Here is an 18609-nt window from a genome sequence, read left to right on the forward strand (position 1 = left end):
GGCTGGAGGTTTTCTCATGGTATTTTTCGGAATCGGGAAATTGTCGGCTTCAGGCTGTGAAAGCCCGCTTGTCCTTCAGTAAGTCTGGCTAAGTCCGCTTTGCCATTGACCCTTAAGGTGCTTCCCTTTCCTATGTTCATATGATTCTTGTTCATCTTTGCATCGAGGTGAGGGTATATATCAATAGGAACCCCGAACAGACTTCAGTCTCCACTTGTGCCACTAAATCTTACCCACATCTAGCTGTGCGATAAAAGATAGCCAACTGTACGGTATAATTGGTGCGATTACGAAAAAAAATACTCATGATCGCACTCCTTTTTCGATTTATTTCCGTTATCATTGTATGAAAAAATTGTAATTAGGATGTGGACAAACATACGAGAGAATTTACCTTGTTTAAGTTATCATTAGAAAGCGCCAAAATATCAGGACTCGCCGTAATAGAAAACGATGCACCGTTGAGCATACTGGCTGGTGTACACTAACACCACGGTACGATTGAATGACAGTCCAAGGGGGGATGGTTCACCTGTGGCGGAAGGTATTTATAAACGCCATACAGTCTGAAAGAGTGGATTAATTGCATGTTCACTTATAGTAGAGAGTTTTATCTTATGGCCTATTCAAAAATCTACGCTAAAGAGGAAATATGACTGTCGGTTCCGGTGGAGAAATCATGGATGGAATGAGTAATTTAATCTTTGCTTTTTTCGTTTGTAAAGGTGTTATCTTAATAAGGTAAACGTTACGATATTCCATCTGTATGAAAAGGCAACATGATTATTAATAGTCATGTATGCGGCTTTTTTGAATTTACAACAAAAGGAGTCTACCAAAATGAATTTGTATTTAGAAATTCCGGAGCTTGACAGACATTTTCCTTTCCGGAGTTTTATTAATAAAGGCGACGTGCTTTGCTATCCTCATTGGCATAAAGAAATTGAAATTATTTATGTGACCCAGGGAACCTTGGATCTGGGAATTAACGATAATTCGATACGCATGAAACAAGGTGAAGTTCAATTTATAAATGGTGGTGATGTTCATTATTTCCTGGCTTCTCCCGACAGCGAACGGGTGGTTATTCAATTTGATTTGAGCTTTTTTCAAGAGGTATTCACATTAAACGATCAGAAGCGCCCTCTTAGAGATATATTTACGGAGATGGAGCAATCAAGCTGGAACTGGCCAGAAGAAACAACTGCTAAAATGCTGCCGCTGATTCAAAGCATTTATGATGAGACCGTCGACCACCAAGAAGGTTATGCCTATATGATCAAAGCCAAACTGTTTGAGATGTTGACTCTTATTTTGCGGGAAGTGCCAAGAAGCACTACGCCTAGGCTTCCCGAAATCTCTGAAAGTACCTTAACACAATCAAAGGACATGCTTTGTAAACTGGAACGTATTTTTGAATATGTGGAATGCCATTATCATGAAACTATTTCGCTGAAGAATATAGCTGAATATATGGGTTTCAGTCCCTATTATTTCGCCAGACTGTTTAAGAAGAATACAGGGATGACCTTTATAGCATTTTTGAATGAATACAGACTGAATAAGGCCAAATGGATTTTGCTGAATGAAGACAATCCGATCACTGAGGTCGCAGAGGCTGCAGGTTTCAGCAGCGTGAAGACGTTTCATCATTTTTTTAAGGAAGCGACAGGAACATCACCATTGAAATACCGCAGGGCAATATTCGGGAATAAAACGGCAAGAACTGAGGAAGAAAGTTTTTCATGAGATTTGTATGATTGAGCTATCCAACGAAGTGAAAGGAGAGTTACGATGAAATAAAAAATTGGGATTATTGGTTGTGGGCTTATTGCAGTCGGTAAACATATGCCTGTTTTGAAGCAGATCAAGAAAAGCAAGTATGGTTGCTTTTTGCGACATTTCCCCCGAACGTGCTGAGAAGGCAAAAGCCGATTTCGGATGTGATAACTCGGTGGTATAATGTGGAAATTTTGATCGCCTCCAGGGAAGCCGGAAAACACGTCTTGTGCGAGAAGCCAATGGCCAAAACGACCGAAGAAGCGCGGGTCATGATCGATGCCTCCAAACGGACCGGTAAGAAGTTGACCATCGGTTATCAAAACCGCTTCAGATAGGATTCCTTGTATCTACATAAGATTTGCGAACAACAGCAATTAGGGAAATTTATTACGCCAAGGCAAAGGCTATTCGGCGTCGTGCGGTTCCAACGCCATGACCAGCCGTATAGCGATATCAAGAAATGGAAGTGGGAGAACAAACTTGTTCCCTATTTGGAAGGAAATCGGCAAGCTGGCGGAAGAGCATAGCGTGAAGATCGGCATCGAGCTGCATGGCGGATTTTTGTGCCATACACCGTATACCATTCTGAAGCTGCGAGAAGAAACCTGCGATGCGATTGGCGTAAATCTGGATCCAAGCCATTTATGGTGGCAGGGGATTGGTCCCGTAGGCGCGATCCATCATTTCCATGCAAGGATACTTATCTGGATCAGGACAACATCAACATGTATGGATTGCTGGATATGCAGCCTTACGGTGATGTGCAGACCAGAGCCTGGATTTTCCGCTCCGTAGGCTGCGGTCACTGCTTGTCCGAATAGTCCGACATAATCAGCGTTTTTCGGATTTTTGTGTATAATATGTAATAAGCCTCAAACACGAAGATCCTATGATGTCCGTCGAAGGAGAATTTAATCCTGCAGTAACCATCTGCAATCGATTTTGATCCACGAGTAACCGCTTGATATGTATTGGACTTAAATCAGAAGTGGGAGGAAATTGAAAATGGGCAATCGGATATATAATGTAGTTATTATCGGTTATGGAGGCATGGGAAGCTACCATGTTCAATTGATCGAACCTGTTCAGCAGCTTGCCATTGGCGGTGTATATGATATTGTCGATTACCGGATGGAACTGGCCGCCGCTGGCGGCTATAAAACCTACGAAAGTCTGGATGCCGTTCTAACCGATCAGGCCGTGGATATTGTTTTGATAGCAACGCCTAATGACGTTCATAAAGAAATAGCGATCCAGGCACTGCAAGCCGGAAAACATGTCATTTGCGAAAAGCCAGTTACGATAACGAGCGCGGATTTCTTGGATATTGTCGAGGTGGCGAAGAAAGAAAACCGCGTGTTTACGGTACATCAGAACCGCCGATGGGATGAAGACTTCCGAATTATCAAAGATATGATCGGCAAGAAGACCGTGGGCGAGCTTTTCCAACTGGAATCGCGGGTTCAGGGGGCTAACGGCATTCCAGGTGACTGGCGGCAACTGAAGGCGTACGGTGGAGGAATGCTACTGGATTGGGGAGTGCATCTGTTGGACCAGCTACTTCAGATTACGGACAGCCAAATAGAAAGCGTAGCTGCTAAGTTAAGCTATATTTTGGGAACTGAAGTGGATGACGGCTTTACCAGCTTTATTGAGTTCAAGGACGGCCTGACAGCGGTCATTGAAGTGGGTACGACCAATTACGTAAAGCTGCCGCGTTGGTATATTAAAGGAACTGAGGGTACCGCAGTGATCAGGGATTGGGACTTGAGCGGAGAGATTGCCACCCGAAATCCGGATGTTGCTCATGTAGAACCAAAACCGATTCAAGCAGGCCAAGGATTGACGAAAACGATGGCGCCGCCGTCAGAGGAATCCACTCTGAAGTTCCCGATTGAGAAAATACCTGTGGCAGCAGAAAGCTTTTATGAAAATTTTGTCTCCGCCATCGAAGGAAAAGCGGAGCTTGCGATCAAAAGCGAAGAAGTGCATCGTGTGCTGGTACTGATTGAGACGATTTTTGAGGCGGCAGCAACCAAAAGCGTGATTCGAAGAACGATTTAAATCAGCTCTATTTTCGATTCGCCATAAGTGAGATATATAGGATCCTATATTTTGAGAACCTGTGAAAAATATTGGATCCTAAAGTTTCTCATAGGTTCTGGAATGAATGATTCGATGAGGGCATAAAGCAAATGGAATTTTAAAATTAGACTATTCACCAAAAAGAGGAGAGCGGAAAAAAACAACCTCTTTTTGGTGAATAATTCCACTTAAACATCCCCCAAAGTAAGTGACCAATTAGGGCATCAAATGCCTAAACATAAGCCCCAGCTTTAACAGCAGCAGGTGGTCGGTATTCTTCAAATCCAGATTCAGCAGCCCCGATATTTTCTCCAGCCTGTACAGCACCGTGTTGCGATGGATAAACAGCTCACGCGCGGTTTCATTCACTTGGCCGTTGTTGGCGAAATAGGCTTCAAGCGTGTGCATCATCTCGCCAGCGTATTCCTCGTCCTTGTCCAGCAGTGGACGGAACAAATAAGAGCAGTACCTGCTCATGACCTCCTGCGGAATATGCTTGAAGAGATAAATGAATTCCAGGTCGGCAAACATGACAACCGGTTCGCTTATACCGAGCTCTGTGCTGATTCTCTCGGCCTCGGCGCACTCCCGGAAGCCGTCGATGAACTCCTCCATACCCATTCTCACTTTACTGATAAAACATGTCCTTGCTCCTGCTCCGTGGTCCCATGCATGCATCAAATCTGCATACAAACGTGCGGAGTTCTCATACTGTCTGCGCTCCTTGGCCTCCTCTTCCAGAATGGGAAAGAGGGAATATATGCGGTTCATCACATAGAAATGATGGGATTCCAAGGAGGCCGCTTTCGGATGGTCCTGAAGCTTACTCTGAATCTCCCTCAGTCTGCGGCGCTGACTCTCATGGTCCCACGGATCAGCTCCTGTGGAGGATATCATGCATACGTAGGGTGTGCTCCACAATGTGCTTCCCAACGCTTCGGCAAATTCAAGCACCGTCTTCCGAGAGGCGTTTCCCTTCAAGTAACGCTCCATGGTCGCGCCAAGACGACTGCTTGCCGCAGAAGTCTCCTGATTCCGGATGACCTCCAGATGATAGGAAAGAATAACGGCAGCCTGGTGAAAAATACCCTCCATATCATGTGCTTCCAGCAGATTTTCGGTCTGAACCAGCAAGTAACCGTATGATTTTCCGTTTTTCAGCAGGGGGACCCGATACAACAGGTTATCTGCCGCCTTATAAAACCGATGGTCCTGATGCCAGGGCCAGTCGTTCAACAGCTCCATTTCGGAACAGCGTGTCACGTTATACAAGGCCTGTCCCTCAGAGGTGACGATGGCTACTGGACGCCCCAAAATGCTTGTGATGCTTTGAAAATAATTGGTGTACTCATCCGCCTGCATCGCAAAATCAACCAGCTTTTTCTGCGTTTCAAGCAATTCATTCAGCCGGCGGGTATCGCGTTGGAACTCGGATTGGAATAGAGCGGTGATCTGCTCGGAGAAGGTGAATTCAAAAGGCAACTCAATCAGGGGGAAGCCCAACCGGTCGGCTTCAAGCAGGGCAATCTCTGGAATTTCCGCCCAGTAGCGGCCAAGCTTGATGCCAAGCCCGGAGGCTCCCCGTTCATTCAGCTTTTGCAGCAAATTGACAAATTCCTCGGGTGAATCCCTGATCGCATAAGCCGTAGTCAGCAGCAGTTCCCCTTCTTTCATCCAATTGATCACATCCGGCGCATCCATCAAATTAATGGAACTGATCGTTCGGAAAATTCCCTTTTTACCGGCCGCCAGCTTCCCTTCCGATAACGGATAGACCGTCAAGGCATCCTCTACAGTTAAATGCATTTTTAATCACTCCCATGATGCGTATATGATTCAGATGCCGAACACGACGTAACCTTTTAAGCCATTATATAGGCTTTCCTCGACTTTCTGCAATCCTTTTGCCTTTGTTATGTAATATAATCTAACACACATTACTTTTAATTCTGTTTTCAAACCAACGATAAGCCCATTTTGTTAGATTTAAAACCAAAATTGTGTAAGAAATATTTACATTCATATTTTTTAGCTTTATGATAGGACACAACTTCAAAGAGAAGAGGGGAATTCAGATGCAGCTTACCCAAAATCAACAGGCTGCGGCCAAACAGGACAGCCGTTCCATGCTTGTTATCAATGATGTCGGCAAAATCTACCCCAATGGCACTGTAGCCGTACAGCATGCGGATCTGCATGTAGGGGAAGGGGAATTTCTCTGTTTTGTCGGCCCTTCCGGTTGTGGTAAATCGACTATTTTTAATATGATTGCCGGTTTGACGGAACCGACCTCCGGTCATCTGTCCGTGCTGGGCACCTCACCGAAGGAAGCGCGCAAGCAGAATGAGATTGCCTTTGTATTTCAGGAGCATACTCTGCTGCCATGGGCCAAGCTGATTGATAATGTCACCATGCCTCTTACTTTGCGCGGCATATCCAAGAAGGAGCGTATTACCGAAGGGGAGCGGGTTCTTGAACTGGTAGGCTTGAAGGAATATATGAAGGTGCTGCCCCGTGAGCTGTCAGGCGGAATGAAGATGAGGGTATCGATTGCACGAGCGTTGATATCCAGACCCAAGTTACTGTTAATGGATGAACCGTTTGGCGCCCTTGATGAAATTACCAGGCAGACACTGCAGGATGAACTGCTGAATATTTGGGAACAGGACAAAAAGATGTCGGTTCTGTTCATTACGCATAACGTGTTTGAAAGTGTGTTTCTATCGACAAGAGTAGTGGTGATGACGCCCCGTCCCGGTAAAATTTCGGACATCATCGATATTCCGTTTGCTTATCCGAGAGATGATGAATTCCGGACACGTCCGGAGTTCGGTGAATATGTACGCAGCGTGTCCGCTGTGTTGAAGCATTGATAGCCAGAAATGAGAGGAGAGGGAAGAAAAATGGAAGAGATGGCAGCCAGTTCGGCCGTTGAAACGGCGGTAGGTATCCGGGCTTCTGCGAAGGAAATTGCCCGCAGTGGTTATCCATCAGGCGAGGATAAGATCCTGAGCCTGCTAAAGAAAGTTCTGCCGCCATTAGTCGTGTTTGTCCTGTTTATCGGCGGATGGGAGGGGATCGTGCGGACGATCGGAATGCCTCCGTATATTTTGCCCAAGCCATCCGATATTGCGGCGGCGGCGGCCGAGAATAGTACGAATCTGATTACGTCGGTAAGCACAACCATTGTAGAGGCGTTGATCGGTTTTGCGATCAGTGTAGTGCTCGGTATTTCATTAGCCATTCTGCTGGCGCTGTCCAAAACGGTGGAAAAAAGCGTCTATCCTTACGCCATTATCCTGCAAACTATTCCGGTCGTAGCGGTAGCGCCGATCATTGTGATCTGGTTCGGAGCAGGAATCAATGCCATTGTGATCATCTCATTCCTGATCAGCTTTTTCCCGATTTTATCGAATACGCTGATCGGATTGAACTCAACGGATCAGAACATGAAAAATTTATTTTATTTGTATAATGCGAGCAAGCTGCAGACCATTTGGAAGCTGCGATTTCCGGCGGCGCTCCCGTACATTATGGCGGGGCTGAAAATTTCATGCTCCAGCTCAGTTGTCGGAGCAATCGTGGGCGAATACATTGCCGGCATTGGCGGCGGACAGGGTGGACTCGGATACGGGATTACCGTTGCGGCAACCCGCCTGCAAACTCCTTATCTGTTCGCCTGCGGTTTAGCGGCATCCGTCTTGGGAATAGCATTTTTCCTGATCATCAATATGGTGTCGAACAAGCTTTTGAAGTCTTGGCATGAGTCGGCAATGAAATGATACCAGAACCGGGAGAGGGATCCAACATGTCCAAACATCATATGAACTTACGTTACAAGAAGTGGTTGCTGTCGGCTACAGCTTTGATCATGCTGCTTTTGAGTGCATGCTCCAATTCCTTCGCTCCAGAATCCTCCGCCCCGGCGAAAGGGGAAGCCGGAACAGAATTGAAGCATGTGAGACTGATCGAGGGCTGGTACTCCAAAGGGGAAGATGGAGGCTATTTTGGGGCATTGCAGCAGAACTACTATAAGGACAAGGGGATCGACATGACGATTCAGCCGGGAGGTCCTGAGGTGTCAACCATGCAGCTTGTCGCTGCGGGCAAAGCTGAATTCGGCATCTCTTATGCGGATGAAATTTTGAAGGCGCGGGAACAGGGAATCCCTGTTGTCGGTATCCTTGCCGGATTTCAGAGCACACCGCAGGTTCTAATGTACCACAAAGGGCAAGACATCAAGGATTTCACCGACCTGAACGGCAAAACCGTATACATCGGTACAGCGGTGCCTTATTGGGAATATATCAAGAGCCAATACAATCTGACGGATGTAAAAGAAATGAAGTATAACGGACAGCTTGTCAATTTTATCAATGACCCCAATTCGTTGAATCAGGGTTACATCACGAACGAGCCTTACGCGCTTTCCCAGCAAGGGGTTGAGGTGGACTATCTGAAAATCGCCGATTCCGGTTATGCGAACTATGCGGATGTTCTTTTTACAACCGAAGACTACCTTAAAGAGCACCCCGATGTCGTAGAGGCTGTGGTGCAGGCAAGCCAGAAGGGTTGGAGCTATTATCTTGACAACTATAAAAAGGTAAACCCGCTCATTCAGACCTACAATCCGGATATGACGGTAGAAGCAATGAATTATGAGGCGGAGCAGGAAAAGCCCTTTATTCTTAACGAGGAATCCGAGGCAAACGGTATCGGTTACATGACAGAGAAACGCTGGAGCACCCTGCAGGATCAGATGATCAAGGGCAAAGGATTAACGAAGGCACAGGATGTTACCCAAGCGTTCACGGCCGAATATCTGATGAAACCATAAGTGTGAACCGAAGTATGTATAGCCTCAAACCAGAATTTTCAGGAAAATGAGGGAACTTAATATGTTCAAACTTGGAAATCGAAAGAGCTATTGGCAAGTGTCCGAAACGCTGGTGGATCTAAGGCGGACACAAAAGTACGGCAAGCCCGTAACTCTTCCTGCACAGCCGCAGGAAGTCATATTTGATCTGGAGCATACAGCGGTCATTGTCATCGATATGCAGAATGATTTCTGCACACCGGGAGGCTGGCTGGATTCCATCGGGGCAGATACATCGCTGCTCCTGAACCCGGTCAGCCGGCTTAACCGACTGCTGCCCAAGCTGCGTAAAGCGGATGTGCCCGTCATCTGGGTAAATTGGGGCAACCGGGAGGACCGGATGAACGTGCCGCCATCTGTGCTCCATGTGTACAATTCAGACGGACGGGGCAACGGAATTGGGGACCCGCTACCGGGGAACGGCTCCAAGGTGCTGGAGAAAGGCAGCTGGGGAGCAGCTATTGTCGATGATTTGGATGCGTCCCCTGATGATATCTATGTGGATAAATACCGCATGAGCGGGTTTTGGGACACACCATTGGACAGTATACTGCGAAATCTGAATATTCAGACGGTGTTGTTTGCCGGGGTAAATCTCGATCAGTGTGTCATGCATACACTGCAGGACGCGGCTTGCCTCGGATATGACGGTATACTTCTGGAGGACTGCTCGGCAACGAGCTCCCCGGCCTTCTGCTTGGAAGCCACCTTATACAATATCAAGCAATGCTATGGCTTCGTCGCTGATTCCACCTGGCTGGTGGAGGAGCTAAACGGGGCAGCGGCCCGTAAAGAGGGAAATGCACCGGAAGAGCCGGCTCCTCTGGAAGGGTGAGCGGAAGGAATGGGGTGACTTGATGAAAGATCAATGGAACGCTGTTGTCAACCAGGTGACGGTTGAACCGACAGGACAGGGAACGCTGAGTGGACTCAGCTTTATGGTCAAGGACGTGTTTGCTGTCCGTAATTATACGAACGGCGCGGGCAATCCGTGTTGGCTGGAGACGCACAGCCCGGCGGCGGAGCACGCGGAAGCGGTCAGCCTGCTGTTGCAGGAGGGGGCGCGACTAACGGGTACGACTCATACGGATGAGCTGATGTTCAGCCTGAACGGTGAAAATGCCCATTACGGAACACCCGTGAATCCGAAGGCCCCGGACCGTATCCCTGGTGGTTCATCCAGCGGATCGGCGGTTGCCGTCGCCGCAGGGCTTGCCGACTTTGCCCTTGGAACGGATACGGGAGGATCGGTACGTGTGCCGTCTTCATACTGTGGAGTTTATGGAATGCGTCCGACGCATGGCAGTGTCTCCGAGAAAGGCGTTATCCCGCTCGCTCCCAGCTTCGACACCATCGGCTGGATGGCACGCGATCCCGAGACGTTGCGCCGGGTAGGTGAAGTGCTTCTGCCACAGACAACCTCGGGTTCCGGCTTTAGCCGTGTGCTGATCGGTGAGGATGCCTGGGAGCTGGCTGACACGGAGAGCAAAGAGGCGCTTACCACTTGGCTGGAGTTGCTGTGCGGCTTGGCTGAGAGCCATGAAGCTGTTCGCATCGCCCCGCAGGGTCTGCCTGAATGGATGGCCATGTTTAGGACGATCCAGGGCTACGAAATATGGCAGGAGCATGGGGCCTGGATTGAACGTGAGCAGCCAGTCTTCGGAGCGGACATAGCCGGGCGGTTCTCCTGGGCAGGCACCATTGAACGTGCTGATCAGGAGAAGGAAGCAGAACGTCGGATTGAGATGCGCAATCGCATGGCCGACCTGCTTGGAACGGATGCGGTGCTTGTGATACCGACAACTACCGGAGCGGCCCCGAAGTTGGGACTAAACGGGCCGCCAATTGAAGAACGAAGAGTGCAAACGATGCGTTTGACCTGCATTGCCGGCTTGTCGGGACTGCCGCAGCTTACGATCCCCGCTGCCGAGGTACTGGGCTGCCCGATCGGTATTTCCCTCATCGCTGGCCCGGGACAGGATCGGCGTCTGCTGGAATGGGCCGCATCCCTTGTTCCGGCAGTAACAAGGATCAAATCATCGCTCGATGTATAAGAAGCCATTAAGCCATGTGAAAAGAACATCAAAACCGCAGAAGAAAGGGTGTCAGTTATGTTTCAACGATATGAAGGAACGGTATGGGAGGAGCGCTTTTTGCCCCGTCTGACAAGCAAACAGGTCAAAGAACTGCCAAAGGAGAAGGCGCTGGTTATTCTGCCGGTCGGAGCTGTGGAGCAGCATGGATCCCATCTGCCTGTATATACGGATACTTTGATTGGAGAGGCGACATTAACACAAACGCTGGAGCGCGTGCGGCCGGATAAGGAGATTTGGCTGTTGCCTCCGATCTCGTATGGCAAAAGCAATGAGCATATCGGGCTGCCGGGCACCATTTCCTTGTCTGCGAGTACGCTGCATGCCATAATGCTGGACATTGCAGAAAGTCTGAAGGCCAGCGGTTTTCGCAAGCTACTGCTGTTTAATACGCATGGGGGCAATATGGATTTGCTGAATACCGTATCACGGGAAATCCGGATCAGAACGGGGATGATGGTTTTCTATCTCAGTCCAAGCAGTCTGAATGTCGCGGAGGACCTTCTGTCTCCCGAGGAATTGGAATATGGAATTCACGGCGGCGATTATGAAACTTCTCTGGTCCTGTCCATCAAACCGGACTGGGTGCAGAAGGAGTTCCTTGTCAAAGAGCTTCCCGATATGTCCTCGTACCGCTTTCTTACATTAGAAGGAAAAATACGCTTCGCCTGGAAGATGGCTGATATATCCGCTAGCGGCATTGCCGGAGATGCTACGATGGCCACGCCTGAGAAAGGAAGAATCATCCAGGAACGAATTACGGCGATTCTGTCGGAGGCGCTGGAGGAGCTGTGTGATTTTGAAATCACCGATGTCCGCGGGACTGAGCCGGTTCAGCAGTCGACAGGAAGCCGTCCGTGAAGCTCGTCAGTCTTAAACACGGCGATGGGGAGCGGGCTGCGATTGAGCATGATGGGCGATTTTTTCTACTGGAGGAGATCAATAGGGCGGAAGAAAGCACATGGGGAACTTCCGTCATGGAGATATTGCAGCAGGGTCAGCTGGAGGAGCTTGTCCAGTGGTATCAGAGGCCCAAAAACAGATTATGGCTATCAAGCCCTTTCATACCGACGGAGGAGGCCATACTGGCTCCTCTCTTCCGCCACCCCCGCAAAATATGGGGAATTGGCATGAATTATGTACAGAAAGCGATTGATCTCGCATCCACTCCTCCAGAGCTTGAGCCGGTCTGCTTCATGAAGCCGGACTCCAGCCTGATTGGGCCGGAAGAGTATATCCGGCTGCCGGCTCAGTCCGTGAATGTGACATCCGAAGCGGAGCTTGGTATTATTATCGGCCGAAGCTGCAAAAATGTGCCGGAAGAACGCGCGCGGGACGTCATCGCCGGTTTTGCTGCAACACTGGATATGACAAGCCAGGACATTCACGCACGGAATCCCAGATTTCTACAGCGATCCAAGGTATTCGACACATTTTTCAGTCTCGGGCCACAGCTAATAACACCTGATGAAATAAGCGATTTGCAGAGCCTTGCCGTTGAAACTGTGTTGAACGATGAGGTTATTCATAGCAATACCGTGTCTCGTATGATTTATCATCCATGGTTCATTGTCTCGTATTTTTCACAGATGATGACTCTCTATCCGGGCGACGTGATCATGACGGGCACACCGGGGTCCGTTCGGATTCAGCACGGAGATGTTGCCGAATGCAGAATCAGTAGCTTTACGACGCTTCGTAATCCTGTAGCGGATGCAGAATACAACCATCAGTAATTTTACTTGGGGAGTGGTAATGAGATGAACAAGTACAGACAAAAGGGATTTGCTGTTTTACTGGTAGCAATGTTTTCCTTATCAACATTGCTGGTGGCTTGCGGAAATCAGCAAACTGCTCAAAATGCCGCTGCCGAGACATCGGGTTCCACGGAGAAAAGCGAGGAACTCACGGCAGTCACACAGGTGACGAACTGGTTTGCACAGGCGGAGCATGGCGGTTTGTATGCGGCAAAGGAGCAGGGATATTACAAAGAGGCTGGTCTGGATATGACCATTCAGGCAGGCGGACCGCAGGTGTCTCCCACACAGATCGTGGCTTCCGGCAAAGCGCAGTTCGGACTTACCACGGCGGATCAGCTGCTGGTCGCCCGTGAAGAAGGAATTCCTTTGGTAGCGATTGCGACAATTTTCCAGAAAAGCCCGCAGGGACTCATGGTTCATGCCAATCAGAATATTTCCTCCCTTGCCGATTTGAATAACCGTACCGTTTACGTGGGGGCAGGCTCGGTGTTCTGGGATTATGTGAAGAACAAATACCAATTGAATCATGTGAAGGAAATGGCTTATACCGGTTCCCTGGCTCCTTTTATCCCCGATGAAACGGCTGCCATTCAGGGTTATGTAACCAGTGAGCCGTACGAGATGAAGCAGCAGAATGTGGACGTTAAATTTCTGCTGCTGGCAGATGCCGGTTATAATCCGTATTCCAATGTGCTGTTCACGACAGAGCAGTATATTCAGGACCATCCTGATCTTGTGCGTGCCTATGTTGAGGCTTCGATGAAGGGCTGGGATTATTACAAGACCAATTATGATAGCGTAAATGACGTCATTTTAAAGGAAAACCCGGATTTTACGAAAGAAAAGCTGAACTATGCGGCGGAAGCGCTCATCCCGTTCGTATATGAAGGTGATGCGGCGGAACACGGTGTCGGCTATATGAAAGAGGAGCGCTGGGCAGAGCTGGGACAGCAGTTGATGAAGATTGGAGCATTGAAAAAAGAACCCGATGTCAGCAAGGTATTCACGGATAAGTTCCTGCCGCATTCTTAGGAGGAGAAAGGTCCTCTAGGTGGGTTGAATGAAAACATACGGGAGGGGAACCGAATGAATGAACATTGGACAGCCATTCTGAAAGAACGCATTGATCCTGAGCTGCTACAGTGGGAGGAGCCAGCAATCGCCAAATATTCGATGGATTATCATCACTTCTCCCCTGTACTGACCAGTCAGCTACAGGGCAAGGTCGCCGAGTGCATCGCCAGTCCACGCACCGAGGAGGAGTTTGATACTCTGCTATCCATTGCCGCGGAGCTGGGGGTTCCACTTACCGTCAGGGGGAACGGCACTGGCAACTATGGCCAATGTGTTCCGGTCACAGGCGGAATCGTGCTGAATCTGGCCAAGTACAATAAGGTGCTCGAAACAGGAGAAGGCATAATGCGGGTTCAGGCTGGGGCAAGGCTGGGCAAAATGGAATCCACTGCGCGCAAGGCGGGCTATGAGCTGCGAACGATGCCTTCCACCTTTCAAACTGCGACGATCGGCGGTTTTTTGAGCGGTGGTTTTGGCGGCATCGGTTCGATTAGTTGGGGAACCATCTGGGACGGGCTGGTACGTTCCCTGAAAATCAAGACCGTCGAGATTCAGCCCCGTACCATTGAGCTCCAAGGAGAAGAGGTGCTGCCTTACCTGCATACCTACGGTACGATTGGCATTCTGTCCGAGGTGGAAATCAATCTGGCCCCGCGGGTGGAATGGATGCAGTGGGCAGTAACCTTTGATAGCTTTGAACAAGCTTTTCGCTTCGGGCAGTTGGTTGCTGAAGATACGTCCGTTGTCAAGAGGCTCATTTCGATTCATGAATGGCCGATTCCATCCTATTTTGTACCTCTTGATATTCCCGAAGGGCGTACCGCTGTGCTGCTTGAAATAGACACGGCCTGTGAAGCGCGGCTGGAGCGTGTCATAGTAGAAAACGGTGGGTTATCGTCTAAAAAGGTCTCCGCCGAGCAGTATCATAAAGGCGTCGGTGTATCAGACTTTACATGGAACCATACTACCCTGTGGGCGCGCAAGGCAGACCCGGGCTTGACCTATCTGCAACTGAATTTTGATCCTGCCCATGCCCTTGAGCAAATCTCGGCTATGAAAAAAGAATATCCGGAAGTGATGAATCATATAGAATTTGCCCGGCAAAACGGAAATTTGCTGATTTCTGGCCTGCCGCTGGTTCCCTTCACAACGGAGGAACGCCTGAATCAACTAATGGAGTGTTACGAGGAAAACGGAGTTGTAGTCAATAATCCGCATACCTGGGATTTGAAGGAGGGCGGACGATCATACGCCCACGACCGTTTGTGGGAGATCAAACACAGCAACGATCCGAAGGGAATTCTGAATCAGGAAAAATTAAAGCATCCGGCTGTCAGCGGCATCTGATCAACGGGTGACGGGAGATTGGCCACACAGCAGCAGCAAGCGTACCATACGGATTTTTATAGTAAATCCGCGATCTACAGCAAAGGAGCGAGTCGCATGAAATTTGGAAATGTGGTCATCCGCCGCAAGGTTCCTTGCACGATGCGTGACGGTGTAACGTTGTATTCAGATATATACATGCCTGATGAGACGGGAAAATATCCCGTACTGCTGATGCGCCAGCCTTACGGCCGGTCGATTGCCTCCACCGTTACACATGCCCATCCCGTCTGGTATGCCAATAAGGGATATATCGTTGTAATCCAGGATGTCAGGGGACGGGGAGAGTCGGAAGGCGAATTTGATCCGTTTGTACAGGAAGCAGAGGACGGATTTGATACCATCGAATGGGTAGCAGGTCTGCCCGGCTCGACCGGGAAAGTAGGCATGTACGGTTTCTCTTATCAAGGGCTCACACAATGGGCTGCGGCTTCTCTTCACCCGCCTGCGCTCAGAGCGATTGCGCCGAGCATGTGCCCGGCAGACATGTACCACGGCTTATTTTACCCACATGGCTCCTTCGCGCTTGGCAATCATCTGCCGTGGGCTTTCCAGCTGGCTCGTGATACGGCGCAAAGGGCGGGTGACTTCGAGACAGCCGAGCAATGCTCAAGGTTTATGCGCAGCCCCGAGGAGATACTCTGGAAAATGCCGCTGAATGAAAGACATCCGATTCTGGAGCAATACTTTCCCGCATTTTATGATTGGATCGATCATATAGCGTACGATGAGTACTGGGAGCGGATGAACTGGATCGACGAGATCGTCGGGGCGTCGGTGCCAGCTTTGCATATTGGGGGCTGGTATGACGGTTTCCTGATGGGTACGCTGCAGTCATTCGAGGCTCTGCAAGCTACTGCCACTCCGAATTGCTTTCATCGGCTCATTGTTGGCCCGTGGGCCCACATTCCATGGGGGCGCAGAGCGGGCGGAATCGACCATGGAGAGCAGGCGGACGGCGGACATCATCTGGAGCAGCTGCGCTGGTTTGATTATTGGCTGAAGGGCAAGGAAGACACGGAATTGTCTGGAGAACCGCCGATCCGTTATTTTGACCCATTGAGTCATGAATGGCATATGGCGGAACAACTGCCTCCTGTACTTGAGAATGAGTCCTCTCCGTCCGAATGGTTCTATCTATCGGGGTCGCAGACCCCGGCAAACGGTGCGGCAGGAGGCGGCAGACTGGAAAGGCGTAAGGAAGACGTGGAGGAGGCTGTGCCGGATGTATTCGTATACGACTCGCGTCTGCCGATGCGTCTGGACTCCTACCTGCCGTCCGACCGCATTGCCATTCAGGAAAGGCAAGAGATTCTGGTATATACGGGAGGGCCGCTTGCAGAGGATATCCCGATTTTTGGGTCCCCGGAGTTGTCCGTGCAGTACCAGACACTGGGAGGTCCGACGGATCTGGTGGCCGTCCTCACGACCGTATCCGAGAATGGAACGGCCCGGCTGCTCAGCGTGGGCCGTATGGAAATCTGTAGTGAAGGAGCAGAAGCCTCCAATGAATGGACTACTGCGCGGATCAGGTTGCGTCCCTTGGCAGCCACCCTGTCGGCTGGCACGTATATCCGGCTTGAATTGACAGGCAGCGCCTTCCCATTGTTCGCCCGGCATCCGAACGGTGTCAGGGGTGAGACGAACAGCACGGGAACAGGCGGGCTGAAGATTGCCACCACGGCTGTGCGCAGTACAGAACAGGACATATCCTGTTTGAAGCTGCCAGTGAAAAGATGAAAAGCGAGACATAAATAAAAATCAATCAAAGTGAGGTTGAATGTATATGGTGAACATTCCAGGACTGGTTGCCGGTAATTTTGAGAATTGTCCCGTCCACAAAATTTCCGTACAGGATACGAACAAGTTCATACTGCTATGCGACAGGGAGCAGGTTCCTTTCACTTCATTTGTAGAAATCTTCGAGGTGGGAGGCAGAACTCCATCCAATGAACACCGGGAAGCTTATGAATATTTTTATGTACTGAAAGGGGATGGGATTGCTAAAGTTGGCAGCGAATATGAGACTCCGATCCGCCAAGGCTCATTCATTATTATTCCGCCAGGCAACCATCACGATATTATCAATACGGGCAACACACGCCTATATTGTCTGACGACCATGGTACCGGACGAATTGTTCTCGGATATGATCAAAGCAGGCCCTGCCGCCGAGCTGGATGAGGAGGATCTGGCCGTGCTTCAGGCGCTGGCTACCGCGCAATGAGTACGGGGCTGCATTTCATTAATGTACACCTTCCGCATCGCGAAGACCCCCATCTGTATGAACTAAAGGCGGAGGGTGGGAAATGGGTTAGCATCCGGCGGCAAGACCATTTCCTTGATGCGGGGGATAACGCCGCTTCCCGTCTGATTGCTCCGCAGCAGGCCGGACCGGACCTGAAACGGCTGACAGACGCGGATTGCATTGATCTGCGGGGCGGCATTATGCTTCCCGGGCTGGTCGACTGTCATATGCATCTGGACAAAGCCTTTTCACTCGAACAGGTGCCGAACCGCTCCGGCACGCTTCAGGAAGCCATTCATAATTACAGCCAGGCCGTACAGAGCTTCAGCAAGGAGCAGTTGGCGGAGCGCATGTGGACGGCCGCCAGAATGGCGCTGAGCTACGGGACCACGACCATAAGGAGCCACCTTGACTTCCCTGTTCATCTGGGGAGAGAGGTGGCCTTTAGGACGATTGAGGCGGCCTTGGAGGTACGGGAGAAGCTAAAGGGCAGTATGGCGATCCAATATGCGTTGATGGTTCCGTTCCGCGCCAATCATGAAGCTGCGGATGAGGCAGTCGAGGAAGCACTGCGTATGGGGATTGATGTACTGGGCGGTGCCCCTCATCTGGCAGACGACCCTGAAAGGGAGATTGACAGGGTTTTTCGGCTGGCAGAACGTTTTGGGGTACCCGTTGATCTGCATGCGGATGAAAGTGACGATCCCGGGAAAAGAACTGTGCTAAGCATAGCAGAGCATACGATTGGCTGCGGTTATCAAGGCAAGGTGACGGCAGATCATCTGTGCTCGCTGTCTGCGATGACGGAAAAGGATGCACAGCATGTGATGGAGAAGATGAAGGAAGCCCGTCTGAACGCGGTAACGCTGCCTGCTGTGAACCTGTATCTTCAGGGACGGGAAGATCGCGGCCTGGTAAGACGGGGCACAACACGAATTCGTGAGCTGCTTGCAGAAGGTATTCCGCTGGCAGCGGCCTCCGACAACATTCAAGACCCGTTCCATCCGTTCGGGCGCGGGGATCTGATACAGATCGCCCAAATCACATCGTATGCGGCCCATATGGGCAGTGAACGGGATCTAGTACAGCTGCTGCGGATGATCACGGATATACCTGCTGGGATTACAGGCTGCGAAGGGTACGGAATAGAAGAAGGGCATGCCTGCAACTTTGTTGTAACGGATGCGGCTGATGTGACGCAACTGCTGTCAGGCACAAAAATGAGCCGTTGGGTGTATACCTGCGGCGGCTGGCAGTCCGCTCTGCATGCAGCTCAGGCATATGCGTAAGGCCGCATAAACTAAC

Annotated in this window: 15 protein-coding genes and 2 pseudogenes; 16 read left to right on the forward strand and 1 reads right to left on the reverse strand. The window is 50.0% G+C overall.

Annotation, left to right across the window (positions count from 1 at the left end):
* The first annotated feature begins 840 nt into the window (after positions 1-840).
* From NST83_RS12110 to NST83_RS12125, 4 genes and pseudogenes are all read left to right on the forward strand, one after another.
* Positions 841-1749: an AraC family transcriptional regulator gene (locus NST83_RS12110; RefSeq protein WP_342417763.1), complete on the forward strand. Its 909-nt coding sequence runs from the start codon at positions 841-843 to the stop codon at positions 1747-1749.
* Positions 1750-1848: 99 nt separating this feature from the next.
* Positions 1849-2212: pseudogene (locus tag NST83_RS12115) on the forward strand (Gfo/Idh/MocA family oxidoreductase); the annotation flags it as partial.
* 13 nt (positions 2213-2225) lie between these two features.
* Positions 2226-2739: pseudogene (locus NST83_RS12120) on the forward strand (sugar phosphate isomerase/epimerase); the annotation flags it as partial.
* Positions 2740-2787: 48 nt separating this feature from the next.
* On the forward strand, positions 2788-3846 hold the full coding sequence (locus tag NST83_RS12125) for a Gfo/Idh/MocA family oxidoreductase (protein ID WP_342417764.1): 1059 nt from the start codon (positions 2788-2790) through the stop codon (positions 3844-3846).
* A gap of 237 nt (positions 3847-4083) precedes the next feature.
* Here the strand turns inward: NST83_RS12125 and NST83_RS12130 are convergent, their stop codons facing one another.
* The gene (locus NST83_RS12130; protein WP_342417765.1) at positions 4084-5673 is read right to left on the reverse strand and encodes a PucR family transcriptional regulator ligand-binding domain-containing protein; all 1590 of its coding nucleotides are present in this window, start codon (positions 5671-5673) and stop codon (positions 4084-4086) included.
* A gap of 269 nt (positions 5674-5942) precedes the next feature.
* Between NST83_RS12130 and NST83_RS12135 the strand changes: the two genes are divergently transcribed.
* From NST83_RS12135 to NST83_RS12190, 12 genes are all read left to right on the forward strand, one after another.
* Positions 5943-6740 carry an ABC transporter ATP-binding protein gene (locus NST83_RS12135; protein WP_342417766.1) on the forward strand — a complete coding sequence of 266 codons (798 nt, stop codon included), beginning with the start codon at positions 5943-5945 and terminating at the stop codon, positions 6738-6740.
* A 30-nt stretch (positions 6741-6770) separates the two neighbouring features.
* Positions 6771-7649: an ABC transporter permease gene (locus tag NST83_RS12140; protein WP_342417767.1), complete on the forward strand. Its 879-nt coding sequence runs from the start codon at positions 6771-6773 to the stop codon at positions 7647-7649.
* 26 nt (positions 7650-7675) lie between these two features.
* Positions 7676-8704: an ABC transporter substrate-binding protein gene (locus NST83_RS12145; protein ID WP_342417768.1), complete on the forward strand. Its 1029-nt coding sequence runs from the start codon at positions 7676-7678 to the stop codon at positions 8702-8704.
* A gap of 61 nt (positions 8705-8765) precedes the next feature.
* Positions 8766-9578, forward strand: a complete 813-nt coding sequence (locus NST83_RS12150) for a cysteine hydrolase family protein (RefSeq protein ID WP_342417769.1) — start codon at positions 8766-8768, stop codon at positions 9576-9578.
* Between the two features lie 22 nt (positions 9579-9600).
* Positions 9601-10797, forward strand: coding sequence for an amidase (locus tag NST83_RS12155; RefSeq protein ID WP_342417770.1), 1197 nt, complete (start codon positions 9601-9603; stop codon positions 10795-10797).
* 57 nt (positions 10798-10854) lie between these two features.
* Entirely contained in the window at positions 10855-11697 is an 843-nt protein-coding gene (locus NST83_RS12160) for a creatininase family protein (RefSeq protein WP_342417771.1), read from the forward strand.
* Positions 11694-12572 carry a fumarylacetoacetate hydrolase family protein gene (locus NST83_RS12165; protein WP_342417772.1) on the forward strand — a complete coding sequence of 293 codons (879 nt, stop codon included), beginning with the start codon at positions 11694-11696 and terminating at the stop codon, positions 12570-12572. Before NST83_RS12160 ends, NST83_RS12165 begins: the two co-directional genes overlap by 4 nt.
* 24 nt (positions 12573-12596) lie before the next feature.
* Positions 12597-13628 carry an ABC transporter substrate-binding protein gene (locus tag NST83_RS12170; RefSeq protein WP_342417773.1) on the forward strand — a complete coding sequence of 344 codons (1032 nt, stop codon included), beginning with the start codon at positions 12597-12599 and terminating at the stop codon, positions 13626-13628.
* Positions 13629-13682: 54 nt separating this feature from the next.
* Complete coding sequence (locus tag NST83_RS12175; protein ID WP_342417774.1) at positions 13683-15017, forward strand: FAD-binding oxidoreductase; 1335 nt, start codon at positions 13683-13685, stop codon at positions 15015-15017.
* Between the two features lie 96 nt (positions 15018-15113).
* A complete protein-coding gene (locus NST83_RS12180; RefSeq protein ID WP_342417775.1) occupies positions 15114-16796 on the forward strand; it encodes a CocE/NonD family hydrolase in 1683 nt (560 codons plus the stop codon).
* Positions 16797-16842: 46 nt separating this feature from the next.
* Positions 16843-17283, forward strand: coding sequence for a cupin domain-containing protein (locus NST83_RS12185; RefSeq protein ID WP_342417776.1), 441 nt, complete (start codon positions 16843-16845; stop codon positions 17281-17283).
* Positions 17280-18593: an amidohydrolase family protein gene (locus NST83_RS12190; RefSeq protein ID WP_342417777.1), complete on the forward strand. Its 1314-nt coding sequence runs from the start codon at positions 17280-17282 to the stop codon at positions 18591-18593. Before NST83_RS12185 ends, NST83_RS12190 begins: the two co-directional genes overlap by 4 nt.
* Positions 18594-18609 lie beyond the last annotated feature (16 nt).

The organism is Paenibacillus sp. FSL R10-2782, assembly GCF_038592985.1.
In the GTDB taxonomy this organism is placed as follows: domain Bacteria; phylum Bacillota; class Bacilli; order Paenibacillales; family Paenibacillaceae; genus Paenibacillus; species Paenibacillus terrae_C.